Origin of the sequence: Azospirillum endophyticum, assembly GCF_016595245.1 — a bacterium.
Taxonomy (GTDB): domain Bacteria; phylum Pseudomonadota; class Alphaproteobacteria; order Azospirillales; family Azospirillaceae; genus Azospirillum; species Azospirillum endophyticum.
This window is the reverse complement of the sequence record NZ_JAENHM010000059.1, coordinates 51,429-66,458: the sequence shown is the minus strand read 5'-3', so window position 1 is coordinate 66,458 and position 15,030 is coordinate 51,429. Positions and strand designations below refer to the sequence as shown.

16 protein-coding genes and 1 pseudogene are annotated in these 15,030 nt (G+C 68.1%); 14 read left to right on the top strand and 3 right to left on the bottom strand.

The genetic code is table 11. From position 1 onward, the window contains the following. Positions 1-9: 9 nt before the first annotated feature. The 10 genes and pseudogenes from JHL17_RS20895 to JHL17_RS20850 all read left to right on the top strand — a co-directional run bounded on the left by JHL17_RS20895 (position 10) and on the right by JHL17_RS20850 (position 8,270). The gene (locus JHL17_RS20895) at positions 10-555 is read left to right on the top strand and encodes a chemotaxis protein CheW (protein WP_200196057.1); all 546 of its coding nucleotides are present in this window, start codon (positions 10-12) and stop codon (positions 553-555) included. A 69-nt stretch (positions 556-624) separates the two neighbouring features. After that, positions 625-771: a hypothetical protein gene (locus tag JHL17_RS20890; protein WP_200196055.1), complete on the top strand. Its 147-nt coding sequence runs from the start codon at positions 625-627 to the stop codon at positions 769-771. Positions 772-790: 19 nt separating this feature from the next. Continuing rightward, on the top strand, positions 791-1,702 hold the full coding sequence (locus tag JHL17_RS20885) for a CheR family methyltransferase (protein WP_200196053.1): 912 nt from the start codon (positions 791-793) through the stop codon (positions 1,700-1,702). Between the two features lie 3 nt (positions 1,703-1,705). Further along, positions 1,706-2,398 carry a chemotaxis protein gene (locus JHL17_RS20880; RefSeq protein ID WP_200196051.1) on the top strand — a complete coding sequence of 231 codons (693 nt, stop codon included), beginning with the start codon at positions 1,706-1,708 and terminating at the stop codon, positions 2,396-2,398. Positions 2,399-2,401: 3 nt separating this feature from the next. After that, complete coding sequence (locus JHL17_RS20875; protein WP_200196049.1) at positions 2,402-3,463, top strand: protein-glutamate methylesterase/protein-glutamine glutaminase; 1,062 nt, start codon at positions 2,402-2,404, stop codon at positions 3,461-3,463. 509 nt (positions 3,464-3,972) lie between these two features. After that, positions 3,973-4,653 (top strand): annotated as a pseudogene (locus JHL17_RS38005) (methyl-accepting chemotaxis protein); the annotation flags it as partial. 53 nt (positions 4,654-4,706) lie between these two features. Further along, positions 4,707-5,012 (top strand): STAS domain-containing protein, encoded by a 306-nt coding sequence (locus tag JHL17_RS20865; RefSeq protein WP_200196046.1) that lies wholly within the window; start codon positions 4,707-4,709, stop codon positions 5,010-5,012. A 5-nt stretch (positions 5,013-5,017) separates the two neighbouring features. Beyond that, entirely contained in the window at positions 5,018-5,809 is a 792-nt protein-coding gene (locus JHL17_RS20860) for an ATP-binding protein (RefSeq protein WP_200196044.1), read from the top strand. 2 nt (positions 5,810-5,811) lie between these two features. Then, positions 5,812-7,023 (top strand): fused response regulator/phosphatase, encoded by a 1,212-nt coding sequence (locus tag JHL17_RS37715; protein WP_200196042.1) that lies wholly within the window; start codon positions 5,812-5,814, stop codon positions 7,021-7,023. Beyond that, on the top strand, positions 7,020-8,270 hold the full coding sequence (locus JHL17_RS20850) for a PP2C family protein-serine/threonine phosphatase (protein ID WP_200196041.1): 1,251 nt from the start codon (positions 7,020-7,022) through the stop codon (positions 8,268-8,270). The genes JHL17_RS37715 and JHL17_RS20850 overlap by 4 nt, the downstream gene beginning before the upstream one ends. Before the next feature lie 67 nt (positions 8,271-8,337). Here the strand turns inward: JHL17_RS20850 and rpsD are convergent, their stop codons facing one another. Next, complete coding sequence (gene rpsD / locus JHL17_RS20845; protein ID WP_200196039.1) at positions 8,338-8,952, bottom strand: 30S ribosomal protein S4; 615 nt, start codon at positions 8,950-8,952, stop codon at positions 8,338-8,340. A gap of 254 nt (positions 8,953-9,206) precedes the next feature. Here rpsD and JHL17_RS20840 point away from each other — a divergent pair, with 254 nt between their 5' ends. The 4 genes from JHL17_RS20840 to JHL17_RS20825 all read left to right on the top strand — a co-directional run bounded on the left by JHL17_RS20840 (position 9,207) and on the right by JHL17_RS20825 (position 12,610). After that, positions 9,207-10,349 (top strand): NAD(P)/FAD-dependent oxidoreductase, encoded by a 1,143-nt coding sequence (locus JHL17_RS20840; protein ID WP_200196037.1) that lies wholly within the window; start codon positions 9,207-9,209, stop codon positions 10,347-10,349. Between the two features lie 143 nt (positions 10,350-10,492). After that, positions 10,493-10,969 carry an Hsp20 family protein gene (locus JHL17_RS20835; protein WP_200196035.1) on the top strand — a complete coding sequence of 159 codons (477 nt, stop codon included), beginning with the start codon at positions 10,493-10,495 and terminating at the stop codon, positions 10,967-10,969. An 86-nt stretch (positions 10,970-11,055) separates the two neighbouring features. Next, positions 11,056-11,277, top strand: coding sequence for a DUF1150 family protein (locus tag JHL17_RS20830; RefSeq protein WP_200196034.1), 222 nt, complete (start codon positions 11,056-11,058; stop codon positions 11,275-11,277). A 364-nt stretch (positions 11,278-11,641) separates the two neighbouring features. After that, complete coding sequence (locus JHL17_RS20825) at positions 11,642-12,610, top strand: hypothetical protein (protein ID WP_345773849.1); 969 nt, start codon at positions 11,642-11,644, stop codon at positions 12,608-12,610. Between the two features lie 13 nt (positions 12,611-12,623). Here the strand turns inward: JHL17_RS20825 and JHL17_RS20820 are convergent, their stop codons facing one another. Both JHL17_RS20820 and JHL17_RS20815 read right to left on the bottom strand, forming a co-directional pair. After that, positions 12,624-12,827: a hypothetical protein gene (locus JHL17_RS20820; RefSeq protein ID WP_200196030.1), complete on the bottom strand. Its 204-nt coding sequence runs from the start codon at positions 12,825-12,827 to the stop codon at positions 12,624-12,626. A 128-nt stretch (positions 12,828-12,955) separates the two neighbouring features. Further along, entirely contained in the window at positions 12,956-14,983 is a 2,028-nt protein-coding gene (locus JHL17_RS20815) for a methyl-accepting chemotaxis protein (protein WP_200196027.1), read from the bottom strand. Between the last annotated feature and the right edge of the window lie 47 nt (positions 14,984-15,030).

Here is a 15,030-nt window from a genome sequence, read left to right as displayed (position 1 = left end):
GGCCCAGCGATGAGCAGTTCCACCGCAATCGCCCCCGTCACCTCGCGCACCGACCTCCAGCCCGCCGGCGGCATCGCCAACGGGTCGGAGGAGCAGTACGTCACCTTCACGGTCGGCAGCGAGGAATACGGCGTCAACATCCTGGCCGTGCGTGAAATCCGCGGCTGGACGCCGGAAAGCCGCCTGCCGAACCTGCCCGACTATGTCCGCGGCGTCGTCAACCTGCGCGGCATCATCATCCCGATCTTCGACCTGCGCGCCCGCTTCGGCGGTGGACCGACCCAGGTGACGAAGCGCCATGTCGTGGTGGTGATGCAGGTGGGCGAGCGCACGCGCGGCATCCTGGTCGACGCCATTTCCGACATCCTCGCCATCGGGCATGAGGCGATCAAGCCGCCGCCCGACATCGACAGCGGTCTGGTCGACGCCGAGTATCTCAGCGGTCTCTACACCGCCGAAAACCGCATGGTGACCCTGCTGAACGTCGGCAAGCTGTTCGCGGGCGAGCATGTCGACCAGGACGCCGTCCCCCGCGCAATGCTGGAACCGACCTGACCTCGGCCGGTCCGGGTGCCCGGGCGGGCGAGCCCCGGCAAGAAGCAGGAAGCGGAGGGAGCGTCACCGATGTCCACCGACGGCACGACCGCCCAAGCGGGCAGCGTCCCGAGCGCCATGCGGGTCGCCGAACGGCTGCGCCGTCGGACGACCGCCTTCACCCTCGATCGCAAGATGCCGGACCGCAAGGTTCGATGCGCCGCCCAGAGTGCCTGACGATGTCCCCGGTGCCGCGATGACCGAGCGCCCATCAGCCCTGTCGACCGATTCGGCGGTGCCGCGGCACAGCGCGGCCGAGGCGTATGGGTGCGCGCGCGAATTCCATTTCGAACGGCATCATTTCGAGCTGATCGCCGGACTGCTCTACCAGCTGGCCGGCATCGCGCTGGCCCCGCACAAGGCGGAAATGGTCTATGCCCGGCTGGCGCGCCGCCTGCGCGAACTGCGGCTGCCCGATTTCGACGCCTATTGCGCCCTGCTGCAGGGAGAGGACAATCCGGACGAGATCGGCTTCCTGGTCAATGCGTTGACCACCAACCTGACCAGCTTCTATCGCGAATCGCACCATTTCGACTTCCTGGCCTCCACCGTCCTGCCGGAGGTGCGGGCGCTGAATGCCGGGCGGCCGAAGCCGCGGCTGCGGCTGTGGTCGGCCGGCTGCTCCTCCGGACCGGAGCCCTACAGCATGGCGATGGTGCTGGTCGCGACGATGGGAGCGGATCTCCGCCGCTGGGACGCCCGCATCCTCGCCACCGACATCGACACCCATATGGTGGACACCGCCCGGCGCGGCATCTACCCGCTGTCCGGCACCACCGGCATCCCGCCCGCCATCCGCCAGCGCTTCACCGCCGATATCCGGCTGGATGGCGAGCCGGCGGTGGCGATGGGCGACGAGCTGAAACGGCTCGTGACCGTCAAGCCCTTGAACCTGCTGGAACATTGGCCGATGTCCGGCCCGTTCGACGCGATCTTCTGCCGCAATGTCCTGATCTATTTCGACCGGCCCGGCCGGATGCAGGTGATCGAGAATTTTGCCCGGATGCTCCGCCCCGGCGGCCATCTGTTCCTCGGTCATTCGGAGAGCCTGTACGGCGTGTCGAACCTGTTCCGCCAAGCCGGTCCAACGATCTACCGGAGGGGCTGAGCGATGATCGCCTCCCCCGTCCCCGGCCGAGAATCCGAGATTCAGGACTCCGGCCCCCATGTCCCCGGCCCGGTCGCGACGTCCCGCCGCATGGGAAGCGGGCGCTACTTCAACCAGGAATTCAAGGTCGACACCGTCAAGATCGCGCTCGGCCAGCAGGCGGTCAGCGACCGCCCCGACCTGATGATCGCCACGACGCTGGGATCCTGCGTGGCCGCCTGCATCCACGACCCGGTGCGGGGCATCGGCGGCATGAACCATTTCATGCTGCCCGACCTGCCGGCGAGCGAACTGGAGGGGGCAGGGCTGGCCGCGCGCTACGGCTCGGTCGCGATGGAGCGGCTGATCAACGCGCTGCTGGCGGCGGGGGCGGAGCGCCGGCACTTGCAGGTCAAGCTGTTCGGCGGCGGCCGGGTCATCGAGTCGAGCTACGACATCGGCGGGCTGAACAGCCGCTTCGCGCTCGAGTATGTGCGGGCGGAGGGGCTGGTTTTGGCCGGCCACGATCTTGGCGGCGGCTCCGCCCGGCGCCTGCATTATTTCCCGCACAGCGGCCGCGCACTGCGCCGCCTGTTGCGGCCGGAGGCGGCGGTCGACACCGTCACCCGCGAACGGCGGTTCATCACCCATCCGGGCCGCCCCCCGGACGAGGGTGACGTCGAATTGTTCGCACCCGCCGATCCGGGAGGGAGCTGACCGATGCCCAGACCGATCCGTGTCGTCATCGTCGACGACAGCGCCCTGATGCGCGAGATGCTGAAGGATATCCTGACCCGCGAGCCGGGGATGGAGGTCGCCGGCATCGCCCGCGACGCCTTCGAGGCCCGCGAGGTCATCAAGGCCACCAACCCCGACGTCATCACCCTGGACGTCGAGATGCCGAAGATGGACGGCCTGTCCTTCCTCGAGAAGATCATGACGCTGCGGCCTACACCGGTCATCATGGTCTCCTCCCTGACCCGTGAAGGATCCGACGCCGCCATCCGCGCGTTGGAACTGGGCGCGGTCGATTGCATCGCCAAGCCCGTCGGGTCCGACGGACTCGGGTTCGAGGCGATGGCGACGGAACTGGCCTCCAAGATCCGCGTCGCCGCCACCGCGCGTCCGACCATGCGCCGTCCGGCCGCCGCCCACGGCGTCCTGCCGGCGCCGCGGCGTGCCGGCTCGGGCAAGCGGCTGATCGCCATCGGCGCCTCGACCGGCGGGGTGGAGCGCATCCGCGACGTGCTGGCCGCCATGCCGGTCGATTGCCCGCCCATCGTCATCACCCAGCATATGGGGCCCAGCTACGTGCCCAGCTTCGCCGGCCGGCTCGACCGTCTGTCGGCGCCGGCGGTGCGGGTGGCTGCCCATGGCGACCGGCCGGCGCAGGGGCTGGTGCTGATCGCCCCCGGCGACCGCCATCTCGCCATCGTCCGCGACACCGCCGGCTTCGTCTGCCACATCCAGGACACCCCCGCGGTCAGCGGCCACCGCCCATCGGTCGACGTGCTGTTCGCCTCCGTCGCCAAGGCGGCCGGCGGCAATGCCGTCGGCGTCATCCTGTCCGGCATGGGCCGGGACGGCGCCATCGGCATGAAGGCGATGCATGACGCCAGCGCCTTCACCATCGGCGAGCAGGAATCGAGCTGCGTCGTCTACGGAATGCCGCGCGCCGCCAAGGAGGCCGGCGCGGTTTCGGCCGAACTGCCGCTTTCCCAGATTCCCGCCGAAATGCTGCGCGCCTTCGACGCCGCCGGCGAGCGCAACCGCCCCCTCTGATCTGACCGGGCATCCGGGCCGAGTTTCCAAGGAGCACCAGCATGTCTATCCCCGCCGCCCACGATGCCCACAGGAATGGTGCTTCCGATGCCGCGGCCACGCTCCCGGACAGCGTCCTGGATGGCGGCGCCAAGGTCGCGGTCACCGCGGAGCTTCTGTCGACCTGGCTCGGCTTCGCCGACGTGCAGCGCCGTACGCTCGACATCGTGCAGAGCGAACTGACCCGCACGTCGGACCATGTGGAGACCTCCACCCTCGACCTGTCGGAACGCTTCCGCGAACTGGCCCAGAAGGCGCTGGAACAATCGGAGCGGGTGGCCCAGATCGTCGCCATGGCCGGTTCGGTCGACGTCGACGGCGAACGGGTGCCGCTCGACACGCTGGTCGTCGGCATGCAGGACATCATCACCGACATGGTGACCAACATCGTCACCCTGTCGCGCCACGCCATGACCATGGTCTATCTGCTCGACGATGTGCAGAAGGACGTGGCCGAGCTGGAAAAATCGATCGGCGACATCGACGGCATCAACCGGCAGACCAACTTCCTGGCCCTGAACGCCACCATCGAGGCCAGCCGTGCCGGCGAGGCCGGGCGCACCTTCGCCGTGGTCGCGCAGGAGGTGCGGCACCTCTCCCGCTCCACCGGCGAACTGGCGGACCGGATGCGCGGCACGGTCACCGCCGTGGTGAAGGGCGTGCGCAACGGCCACGACATCCTGCGCCAGATCGCCAACACCGACATGTCGCCGCAGATGCTGGCCAAGGAGCGCGTCGACAAGACGATGGACAACCTGGTGGCGCAGACCAGCCATTTCCAATCGGTGCTGGAAACCGCCGCCTCGGTATCGTCCGACATGTCCGCCACCATCGCCCATGTCATCACCGGCATGCAGTTCCAGGATCTGACCAAGCAGCGGATCGAGGCGATCAACGACAGCCTCGCCATCATGAGCGCCGGGCTGGGAGACCTTGAATCCAGGATCCGCTCCCAGGTCCCTCCCGCCATCGGCGCGCGGGAGCCGCAGGAATGGCTGAACCAACTGATGGGCCGTTTCACGCTGAGCGAGATGCGCGAACGCTTCGTCCGCAGGCTGCTGCTGGAAGGCACCGCACTGGACGAAAACGGCGTGCTCGACCTCGATGTCGCAGGAGGAAGCGGCGCCGGGGGTGATATTGAACTCTTCTAGCGCAGTGTGCCCGCCATCTGTACAGTAAGCTATCTTTCCGGAAAGACGGTCCTATGGATTACGGCATAGAAGTGCGCGATCAGGAGGCGGTTATCCGTCTGCGCGGCCGCCTGACATTCAACGACCATGCAAAGTTGCGGGCCCTGATCGGCGAAATGGGGCAGAACAAGCTCAGGCGTCAGGTGCTCGACCTTTCGTCGCTCGAATTCGTCGACTCCGCCGGCATCGGCATGCTGCTGATCGCGCGAGAGGAAATGGAGCGGGCAAGCAAGCAATTCGTCCTGCGCGGCGCCGCCGGGCAGGTGAAGCGGGTGTTGACGGTGGCGCAGATCGCCAAGATCGTTCCGATCGAGGACTGATCCCGGTGATCGGCGGGACGACCCAGGAAACCAGCCAGGCCACCGCATACCGCGCCCGTTTCACCCGTCTTCTGGCACCGGGACTGCCCGCCGACCGGCTGGATCGCCTGGCATGGGAATTGGGGCTGGCTCCGGCCACCGATCCGGCCGGCAGCGAGCCGCTGGCCGCCCTTGTGACCGGCAGCGAGCGGAACGGCGCCGGCCTCATGGATGCCGACGCGCTGTGGCTGCCGCCCGTCGCCGCCTGGATCGAACCGCCCTCCCGCACCGATGCGTCGGGGCTGGCCCGTCTGCTGGCCGATGCGGCCGGCAACGACCTCTACCTCAACCTGACCACCGCGACCGCACATGGCCTCCAGCCCGGTAGGCGGCTGCTGGCCGCTTTGAGCGCCCGTCTTGCGCCGGGGTGGGCGCTGGAAGGGGATCGTCGTGACGATGTCGAACTGGCCCTGCACGAGGCGGTCAGCAATGCGCTGGTCCACGGCAATCTGGGCGTCACTGCCATGAAGGAGTTGAACGCGCGGGAATTGGACCGTTTTTCCAGAGATCTGAACGATCGTTTGGCCGACCCGGTCCTGGCGGCCCGGCGCGTCGTCATCGCGCTGAGGATCGACCCGGCGGAGAATGGGCGGCCACTGGTGACGGTGGAGATCACCGACGAGGGAACCGGCTTCAGCCCAGGTCCGCGCAGCAGCTCCGGAGCGTCGGGCCGTGGGCTCGGCCTGATCGGCGAAATCGCCGACGGGCTGGAGATCGAGGATGGCGGCCGCCGCATCCGCCTGGGGTTCCGGCTGTGACCATGGCGAATCGACATGACCCGGAGGGCGGGATCGGCGGCCGCCGCGATCCCGATCCCGCAATCCTGGACTGCCGGATCCTGGTCGTCGACGACACCGCCTGGAACCGCAGCCTGATCGGCGCCCTCCTGACCGAGGCCGGCTTCCGCAGGATCTCCTTCGCCGCCGACGGAGGGGAGGCGCTTGCGATGATCGACGCCGCCGTCCCCGACCTGCTGATCCTGGACATCATGATGCCGGGAATGGACGGATTCGAGGTTTGCCGCCGCTTGCGTGCCAAACCGGAGACCGCGGATCTGCCCATCCTGGTCCAGACCGCGCTGTCGTCGGGCGAGGACCGCAATCGGGCCTTCGCCGCCGGCACCACCGACCTCGTGACGAAACCGCTGGAACGCATGGAACTGCTGGCCCGTGTGCGCATCCATCTGGAAGACCGGGTGCTGATCCGCCGTCTCCAGGCCTATCGCGCGCGGGTGGAGGCGGAGCTGTCCGTCGCCCGGTCGATGCAGGAGCACCTGCTGCCGACCCCGGAGCAGTACGCCACGGTGATGAAGGCGGCCGGCTGCCGCTTGCGCGCCCACAGCGTGATCTCCCGCCATCTCGGCGGCGACCTGTGGGGGCTGCTGCCGCTCGGCGGGCTTCGCTTCGGCATCTATCTGCTGAACGTCGCCGGCCATGGCGTTTCGGCGGCCCTGAACGCCGTCCGTCTGCACGCCCTTCTGCAGGAGCTTGGTCCCGTCCATGGCGAGGATGCCGCCGCCCTGCTGACCGCGCTGAACGACCGTGCCGCAGACCTGCTGGCGTCGGGAGAAAGGGCGACCATGACCTACGGCGTGCTGGACGGCGAAACCGGACGCTTCATCCATGCGTCGGCCGACGGAGCGCCGCCGATGATATTGAGCGGCGACGGCGGAAATGGGGGCGGACCGACGCTCGGCACAGCCACCGGCATGGCAATCGGCATCGCCTCCGGCACCCGCTATCGCTGCGACGTGATGGAACTGCCGCGCGGCGGCGTGCTGGCGCTTCATTCCGTCGCGGTGCCGAAGGCGCCGGACGCCGGTGGGACCGGAATCGGGCTCTGCTGGATGATCGCCCGGGCGGTGGACGAGGGCGATGGCTTCGACGCCGTGGTCCGCTCGTTGGGTTCGGCGCTGGGCCGGGTCGGCGGCGAAGACCACACCCTGCTGTGGATCGAGCGGGAGGCGGCATGACGACCGTCCCGCCGCCAGGCCGGGACCCGCTTTCCCCGGGCTCGGCCGCCACCGGGACGCAAGACGCCCCCGACCGGTTCGCCGACTGGCTGACCGGTGCCCGCATCCTGATCGTCGACGACAACCGGTTCAACCGCCACCTGCTGCTGGCCCTGCTGGAGCGCGGCGGCATCACCCTGGTCGAGCAGGCGGAGGATGGGCAGGACGCGCTGGCCCGGATGGAGCGCTTCAAGCCCGATCTCGTGCTGCTCGACCTGATGATGCCGCAGATGGACGGATTCGAACTGTGCCGGCACCTGCGCGCCGACCCGCGCTGGCGATCGCTGCCGGTGCTGGTGCAGTCCAGCCTGGACCGGGCGGAGGACCGTGCCCGTGCCTTCGCCGCCGGGGCGACCGACTATATCGCCAAGCCGATCAACGCGGAGGAACTGCTGGCCCGCGTGCGCATCCATCTCCGCAAGCACGCCATGCTGCGCGACTTGGAACGGTTTCACGGCCGTGCGGAGACCGAGCTGGAAATGGCGCGCGCGATGCAGGCGCGGATGCTGCCCGGCCCGGCCCGGCTGGCCGAGCTGGAGGCGGCGACCGGCATCGCCGTCCACGCCCATTTCGCGCCCTCGTCCGAGCTGGGCGGCGATTTCTGGGGGATCGAGCGGCTGCCGGACGGCCGGGTGACCGTCTATCTGGTCGACTTCTCCGGCCATGGCGTCGGTGCCGCGCTGAACACCTTCCGGCTCGACGCCATCTGCCGCCAGATCGGCAGCGCGGCCCTGACCCCGGCGGACTTCCTGGCTGCCGTGAACCGCCGGCTGTGCGGGCTGCTGCCCACCGGCCAGTTCGCCACGATGCTGACCGGACTGATCGACCCGGTGGCGGGGGTGTTCCACTATGCCTCCGCCGGATCGACGGCGCCGATGATGTGGCATCCCGGCGACGAGGCGCCGCGGCTGGGCGACGGCAGCGGTCTGCCGCTCGGTCTGCTGCCGTCAGCGGTTTACGACAGCCGCCTGCTGCCGATGCCGCCCGGTGCCCGGCTGTTCCTCTATTCCGACGCCGCCATCGAAATCCCGACCGGCGATGGGAACGGCCACGAAGTTTTGGATGAATACGGTCTCGCCACCCTCTTCGCCCGCCGCCTGCAAGACCCGGACGATGCAGCCCTGCTGTCCGGCCTGCTCGGCGATCTGGCGGCGACGGGCCCCATCGACGACGACCTGACGGCGCTGCTGCTGACACGGCTGAGGTGAGGCCGCGGATAGCAAAAAGGCCGCTCCCGGGGGGAGCGGCCTTTCGCATTCGGCAGGAGCCGACCGATCAGCGCGAGTAGAACTCGATGACCAGGTTCGGTTCCATCTGGACCGGGTACGGAACGTCGGCCAGCAGCGGGGCACGGACGAAACGGCCCTTCAGCGCGCCGCTGTCGACTTCCAGATAGTCGGGGATGTCACGCTCGCCGGAAGCGGAGGCTTCCAGGATCAGCGCCATCTGCTTGGACCTGGAACGCACCTCGACGGTGTCGTTGTCCTTGATGCGGGCCGAAGAGACGTTCAGGCGGCGGCCGTTGACCAGGATGTGGCCATGGTTGACCAGCTGGCGGGCGGCGAACGGGGTCGGCGCGAACTTCATGCGGTAGACCACGGCGTCCAGACGGCGCTCCAGCAGGCCGATCAGGTTCTCGCCGGTGTCGCCCTTGCGACGGACGGCCTCGGCATAGATGCGGCGGAACTGCTTCTCGCCGATGTTGCCGTAGTAGCCCTTCAGCTTCTGCTTGGCCATCAGCTGCAGACCGTAGTCCGACGGCTTCTTGCGGCGCTGACCATGCTGGCCCGGGCCGTATTCGCGCTTGTTCAGCGGGCTCTTGGCACGGCCCCACAGGTTGACGCCAAGGCGGCGGTCGATCTTGTACTTGGACTCTTGACGCTTGCTCATGACTCTCACGCCTCGTTGGACACGAGTTGATGTTGTCCCGGTAGTTCCGTCCGCCCTGTTCAGGCGACGGACGGGGCGTCAAAGATTGCGCGCGCCCGCTTTCCCAGGAGGTGAAGGCGCGCACAATACCCATTGGCGCGCCCGAGTCAAGCACGACGCTTCGGACTCTCCGGCATGATCGGAACCCCTTGCGCCGACCGGCCCTTTTGCGCTCCCCTTCCCGGGCACCGCGGCGGCAAGGCAGGGCGAAGGCGATGGAACGGGTGGAATGCGTGGTCGTCGGGGCAGGCGTGGTCGGCCTGGCGGTGGCGCGCCGTCTGGCGCGGGCCGGGCGCGAGGTGATCGTGCTGGAGGCGGCGGACGCCATCGGCACCGGCACCAGCTCGCGCAACTCGGAAGTCATCCATGCCGGCATCTACTACCCCGCCGGCAGCCTGCGCGCCCGGCTGTGCGTGCCCGGCCGCGACGCACTCTATGAGTATTGCGCCTCCCATGGCGTCGAACATCGCCGCATCGGCAAGCTGATCGTCGCAACCGCGGAGGCCCAGCTGCCGAAGCTGGCGGCGATCCGCGCCCAGGCCGCCGCCAACGGCGTCACCGACCTGACGGAGATCGACGCCGCCACCGCGCGGGCCTGGGAACCCAACCTGCGCAGCGTCGGCGCCCTGCTGTCGCCGTCCACCGGCATCGTCGACAGCCATGGGCTGATGCTGGCCCTGCTGGGCGATGCCGAGGATGCCGGCGCGATGCTGGCGCTGCTGAGCCCGCTGCTCCGCTCCCACCGCGGCACGGAGGGATTCGAACTGGAGGTCGGCGGGAAGGAACCGATGCGGATCGCCTGCTCCACCCTGGTCAACGCCGCCGGGCTGGGTGCCTGGGCCGTCGCCCGCGGCCTGGAGGGGCTGGATGCCGCGCATGTGCCGCCGCGCGTGCTGGCGAAGGGCAATTACTATGCGCTGGCCGCGGGCCGCTCCCCCTTCTCGCGGCTGGTCTACCCGGTGCCGGTCGAAGGCGGGCTGGGTGTCCACCTGACGCTGGACCTCGCCGGCCAGGCCCGCTTCGGTCCCGACGTGGAATGGCTGGGCGATAGGGACGATCCCATCGACTACGCCGTCGATCCCGCCCGTGCCGAATCCTTCTATGGCGCGGTGCGCGCCTATTGGCCGGGACTGCCGGACGGCGCGCTGGTGCCGGCCTATTCCGGCGTGCGGCCGAAGCTGAGCGAGGCGGGGCAGCCGCAGGCCGACTTCCTGATCCAGGGGCGGGAAATCCACGGAGTGGATGGTCTGGTCAACCTGTTCGGGATCGAATCGCCGGGCCTGACCTCCTGCCTCGCCATCGCCGACGCGGTGGCGGTCGCGCTTGGCGAGGTGCCTGAAATTCTTAACCATCCTTGATGCCCACGGGGTTCTTGACCGCGACCGCCGTTCTCCCAATCTATAGGCATGGCGGCGCCGGCCGATGCTGGGCCGCCGACCCGCCGGGCGCCGGAGACGGGCCCATCTTCCGCAACTCGCTCCCGTCGTGAGGAGGATGCGTCGTGACGACTCGCCTTTCGCTCTTCAACAGTCCGCTGCTGCTCGGGTTCGACCAGTTCGAGCGGACGCTCGACCGGATCGCCAAGAATTCGGCCGAGGGCTATCCGCCCTACAACATCGAGCAGATCGGCGATGACGGCCTGCGCATCACGCTCGCCGTGGCCGGCTTCACCTCCGAGGACCTGTCGGTCCAGATCGAGGACAACCAGCTCGTCATCCGCGGCCGCCAGACCGACGACAAGTCGCGCGTCTACCTGCATCGCGGCATCGCCGCGCGGCAGTTCCAGCGCAGCTTTGTCCTGGCCGAAGGGATCGAGGTGGTGGGATGCTCGCTCGACAACGGGCTGCTCAACATCGACCTGACCCGCCCGATGCCGGAACCGAAGGTCCGCACCATCAAGATCGAACAGCCGAAAAAGGCCGCGGGCGGCGCCATGCCCCGTACCATCGACGTATCCGCCGACGGCGGGGACGACTGATCCCGGCCGCCGCCTTCCTTCCTGCCATTCCCGATACTCTGCACGCGCGGCCGCCCATGACGGGGAGCCGCCGGGAGACCGTCACCATGATGAACGACACCCACAGCCAGCTGCGCCAGCTGTCGACCCAGGATTTCGCCGGCTTCGGCCTGGGCGACGTCGCCTATGTCCGCCCGGTCGAGATGGACGGTACCGCCGCCTTCGCGATCCATGCCGCCGACGGCACGCCGCTGAGCGTGGTCGCCGACCGCGACCTGGCCTTCGCCGCCATCGTCCAGAACGACATGGAACCGGTCAGCGTCCACTGACCGTCGCGCCGCTCGGCCTACATCCTGGTCTGCGTCATCTGCGGGCCAGGATGCCCGGCCGGAATGCAGGACCCACCGGGACTGACGAACTCCATAGCCGGTTGCACGACGGCACCCTCAACCCCTGGTTTTGTATTGACGTTTTTCCGTTGCAGGGGGCGGCATCTCGATCCTTGTCAACCCTGACTCCTGTTGTAAGGTGCCCTCTGCGACACTCATGGACGCAAGACGCGCGAAGGCATCGGGGGACGGTCGGTTGGACGGCGGGGCAAGCGATACAGCAGTCGACGCGAAAGCCGCGGCGGACAGGGAAAAGCGGAAGGCGTGGGATGACGAAGCCCGCGATTCCCTGCACATCCTGCCTTTGTCGACGATCCCGCTGGAGACCCCCGGCCTACAGCATTCCCGGCTGATCAAGAATGTCCGGCTGCAGACGGTGGTGGAGATGTTCCGCGACGTCCAGACCGGCAGCGGCCAGGTCACCGCCCGCCATCTGCCTGCCTATTTCGAATCCTACAAGGACGAGATCGAACACGATCTGGTGAAGCTGGAGAAGATCGGCGCCGCTTCCAGCTTCGACGTCTATTCATCGCGGATCGAGCTTCGGCGGTTGAACATCGACGTCAACAACGTCGAATCCCTGACCCTGTCCGATCGCAAGAAAGCCGAGCTGACCAACTACATGCGGGTCTTCACCCGTCCGCTGATGGAATATGTCTACGGCACGGAAGAGCTTCACGTCGCCGACGTCACCGACATCATCCAGCTGTTCGCCAACCCCAACCGGGACGAGGCCCTGCGCAACCTGCGCATGATGGCCGACCGGCTGGACATCGGCCTGAACGAAATTCCGCAGTTTCTCGAGGAATACGGCGACATCTTCCTGTCGCTGGCCTATTTCCGCAAATGCCTGGACGAGATCGTACCCGAGGTTCAGCGCTTCGTCACCTGGATGGGCGAGATCCACAGTTCCGCGGAGGTCAAGCGCGACCCGCGCCAGATCAGGATGCTCGACGACATCGCCCGTGACCTGACCGACATCGCGACCTCCATCACCGGCCGCTTCGAGAGCTTCGACAACCGGTCCAAGGATTTCTGGAGCGACATCAATGCCGACACCTTCCGGTCGATCCGCGAACTGATCGCCTCCCACCATGTCACCATCGGCGGGGTGCTGTGCGGTCTGGCGGTGAAGATGAACCTGTGGAAACACCGCTTCGCCCGCGGCGGCGGCGGTCCCAACCGCCGCATGGAATTCGTGAAATCGGAGATCCTGCCCGGTCTGTCGCACATCAAGGCGCTGGAACAGTCGGCGCGAACCGGACACCTGTAAGCGCCGGACCTCTTCAATCCATCGAAAAAATCTTCGCTCCCACGCCGTTGTCCAGCAGGATGGTGGCGAACAGCGTCAGGATCGGGATCAGAAACATCAGCCCGATGACGCAACGCACGATCAAATCCTTGCGTCGGGCGGAACGGCACAGCGGGCAATCATTGGGACCATGCCCGTAATCGGACCCGCAATAGGGGCAGGCGGTGGTTTCGACCATGGCGGATGGGCTTTCAGCAGGGGCCGAGGCCCTGGAACTGGCGCCATTCTGAACCCGCCCACGGCCCAACCGTCATGAAATCCCTGTCATAGTTTAAGGCCTTTCCCGGGCTGTGGCCGGTCTGCCGCTCAAGCCGCCTGATCCAGCGCGACCAGCCCGGCGACGAGGTGGACGAACTGCGCGGTGAAACGATCGCGGTCGGCGCCGGCCAGGGTGAAGGTGACATGCGCCCGGCCGGCCGGACCGCCGTCCAGGGCACGCACGACGGCAGGGATCGGTTGAAGTCCCGGCAAGAAGGAAATGCCCACAGCACTCCCTTCCGCCAAGAGGCTCCATGCCTGCTCCGACAGGCCGCTCAGTTGGGCGCCGCCTTCCGATGCGTTGTCGACCGTCGCCGGCAGATCGCGCCCGCCGACGATCAGCCGGCCGGGACGGTGCAGCGGATAGCGCGGAGCGGCCCGGCGGTTCACCTCCGGCGTCGCCGTGCGGATCGCTTCGATCAGCACGCGGCGGAGCTGTTCGATGCTGGTCGCGACATGGGCGGACAAGACATTGACCTCGCCGGCCCGCTCGCCGGTGGCCGTCGCCTCCTGCAAAACGGCGGCGATGCGCGTCGCCACCTCCTGCGCGGCGGTGGAGGTCTGGACGACGTTGCGGGCGATCTCGCCGGTCGCCGCCTCCTGCTCCTCGATGGCGGCGGCAACGGTGGCCGAGACCGCTTCGACGCCGCGCACCCGCTCGGCGATGGCGCGCACGGCGTCGACCGCCTCGGCGGTCGTGGCCTGAATGGCGGCGATCTGGCTTTCGATCTCGTCGGTCGCCCGCGCGGTCTGGCTGGCCAGTTGCTTCACTTCGTTGGCGACCACCGCGAAGCCCTTGCCGGCCTCGCCGGCCCGCGCCGCCTCGATGGTGGCGTTCAGAGCCAGCAGGTTGGTCTGGCCGGCGACATCATTGATCAGGTTGGTCACCTCGCCGATGCGGGTGACGGCATCGGCGAGGCGCCGGATGGTTTCCTCCGCCCGGACCGAGGCACCGACGGCGTCGCCGGTCATCATGGTCGCCGTGCCGATCTGGGCCGCGATCTCGCGGATGGAAGCGCTGAGCTGCTCCGAAGCGGCGGCCACCGTTTGGGCGTTGGACAGGGCCTGGGTCGCGGCGGCGGCGACGGTCTGGCTGTTGCCGCTGACCGCGCGGGCCGATTCGGCCATGCGGGTGGCGTTGTCGGCCATCAGACCGGTCTGGCCGGCGACGACATCGACCGCGTTGGATGCTTCGGTCTCCACCGTCTCTGCCATGCGCAGCAATGCCGCCTGCTTCTCCCGCTCCGACCGTTCGCGCTCCTCTTCGCGCAGGCGGCGCAGGCGTTCGGCCTCCTCCGCATTCTCCTTGAAGACGCGCAGGGCTTGGGCCATCGCGCCGATCTCGTCACCGCGCTCCGCCCCGGGGATGGCGGTGGCGAGATTGCCCTGCGCCAGGGCCCGCATCGCCACAGTCAATTCTCCGACCGGTCGCACCACGCGGCGCCGGATGCCGAGCACCCCCAGCACCAGGACCGTCAGCACCAGGGCCGAGACGCCCCATACCGCGGTCATGAACAGGCGCTCCCGATCGGCGGCATCGACCTCCGTCTCGCTGTTGTAGCGGCTGGTCTCCTCCACGATGCGGTCGACGACGGCGCGATGGGCGGCATAGGCGTCGGCAATGACCGCGTAGGAAGCGCGCGCCGCCGCTTCGTCCTTGCCGGCCAGCGCTGGCAGGAACCTCGTCTCGATTTCGCTCCAGAACCGCGTCACCGGCGCGTGGGAGGTCCGGGTCAGCCGGTCGACCAGCGCCGGCTCGAAGCTCTCCTTCAGCCAGTAGTCGTGGCGCTCGTCGTAATCCTTGCGCAATTGCGCCAGCCGCGTCCAGCGCTGCTCGACCGATGCCGGCTCGTTCATCGCCAGCGTCGCCTCCAGATAGGCCTCGATCACATATTCCGGCGGGGGCAGGATGTCGGCGATCAGGTCCTTGCCCAGCACGATGCGCTGATAGATCGGCCCGCCCACCTTCAACTCACGGATCGCCAGCGCCCCAGTGACCACCACCGCCAGGAAACCCAGCGTAACCACCACGCCGAACAGATTGGTGAGCGCGGCGATCCGGAGGTTCTTCAACATGATGCGACCCCTGCACAAAAACGACGGCATGGGGTTGCTTCTCAAAA